The sequence below is a fragment of the Okeania sp. SIO2B9 genome, from assembly GCF_010672505.1.
In the GTDB taxonomy this organism is placed as follows: Bacteria; Cyanobacteriota; Cyanobacteriia; order Cyanobacteriales; family Microcoleaceae; genus Okeania; species Okeania hirsuta.
In genome coordinates this window covers 1-1,951 of the sequence record NZ_JAAHGK010001369.1, presented here as the reverse complement: position 1 = coordinate 1,951, position 1,951 = coordinate 1, and the positions used below count along the sequence as shown (strand labels likewise).

Below are 1,951 nucleotides of genomic sequence, written 5' to 3'. Positions count from 1 at the left end.
TAGTAAAACACCAGCTTTAGACAACATTAATTTTCTGATTCAACCAGGAGAAACTATAGCTATAGTCGGATCTATTGGTGCCGGAAAATCAACTTTAGCCAATACATTACCTCGACTTTTAGATATTAATATTGACCAACTATTTATAGATGGCTATGACATAACTCAACTAAAATTAACAGATTTACGACAGGCGATCGCTTACGTTCCCCAAGAAAGTTTTCTCTTCAGTACAACAATTAAAAATAACATCCGTTATGGCGACCCATTAGCTGAACAAATAGAAATAGAAACTGCTGCTAAACAAGCACAAATTCACGCAGAAATTCTCAATTTTCCCCAACAATATGAAACGATAGTTGGAGAAAGAGGGATTACTTTATCAGGAGGACAAAGACAAAGAACGGCATTAGCAAGAGCTTTATTAGTTGACGCTCCAATATTAATTTTAGATGATGCACTTTCCAGCGTAGATAATCAGACAGCAACTCATATTTTGCAAAATTTATCAACTGGAACTCAAAAGAAAACGGTAATTTTTATCTCCCATCAAATGTCTGCTGCTGCTACTGCTAATAGAATTTTTGTGATGGATAAAGGGAAAATTGTACAAATTGGAAATCATGCAGAATTAGTAGAGCAAACTGGATTATATCAGTCACTTTGGAATGAGCAAAAGTTAAAGCAGTTATTAGAATAGAAGTCATTTCAGTTATCAGTTATCAGTTATCAGTTATCAGTATCTCTGCAATAAGGAGGCTTGAAATCTGGAATATTCTCTTGTAAACATTCAGCAGTCAGCTATCAGCTATCAGCTAGCCTCATAAAGTCGGAAGTGCGGACTTCAGTTATTAACTTATTATCTTAGAAGGAGTATTCAAAATTATGTTTATGCAGCATTCCCCAGGGAAAAAAAAGGTAACAAGCTAACCTTAGTAAGTCCTATATGTTCATGCATCTGTTTGCTGAATCCTAATAGCTGAATGCTTACATTCTCTTTTATCTTGGTAAACTATAAATCTTTGATTTTACATTCAAGAAAGACTACTCCATAATTGATTTAACGTAGTTTATTAAATTATCTAATTGTTTATCTAATTTGAGGGTGGATTGATTTTTCTTTCCATTTAAACAGCATATATTTAGGGTTTTCTCATTAAATCTAAAAGCACTGACATATAGAATTATTCTTCCTACTTTCTCTTTCTCCCCACACTTCCGACACTCCCCACCCTCCCCAGGCTCTGCTTTTTTCAGCAAACCCTATTTCAACTCCGCTTTGAAAGGTAGGATTTGACTCTTTTACCGAAAAATTGTGGTCTAAAGCCTTCCCTTTTAATACCATTTATCAACAACTTTTCTACATTTTCGCATAGTAGGGGACTTACCCCTAACCCCTCGCAGGAGGGGGAGTGGGGGAGAAATAAAAATAATAATAATTAATATTAAATTGACTCAAATTAGCAAAAAATTTATTAGGATAGTTTAATTACTTAATAACTGAAGTGTTATCTAAGTATAGTATTACTTTTGGTAATTGGTATAAGGGGATAAAAAAAAGAGAATTCCGTATTTCAAGCCTCCTTATTGCAGAGATACTGTTAACTGATAACTGATAACTGATAACTGAAATGACCGTCATTATCCTGTAACTATCTTTTTTGAATTTGGTATAATTCAGTCAAAATATAAAAACAAAAAAGGAGAAAATAATGCAGGCAACTGAGCAAAAATATTACTCTACCGAAGAGTATTTAGAACTGGAAGAAGCAGCAGAATTTAGGAGTGAATATCGTCAGGGGGAAATAATTAAAATGGTTGGATGTACGCCAAATCACAATTTAATTTCTGGTAACTTTTATGCTGCACTGAAGTATGCACTAAAAGGTAAACCATACCGAGTATTTATGACTGATTTACGTTTATGGATACCTGAATCTAGACTTTATAA

The 1,951-nt window shown here is 33.7% G+C and carries 2 protein-coding genes; both read left to right on the top strand.

The features are described from left to right. On the top strand, window positions 1-700 hold a 700-nt coding region (locus F6K13_RS30840; RefSeq protein ID WP_287289532.1), incomplete at its 5' end, for an ABC transporter ATP-binding protein. A 1,012-nt stretch (window positions 701-1,712) separates the two neighbouring features. Beyond that, window positions 1,713-1,951, top strand: a 239-nt coding sequence (locus tag F6K13_RS30835) for a Uma2 family endonuclease (protein WP_287289530.1), incomplete at its 3' end; no start/stop codon positions are given.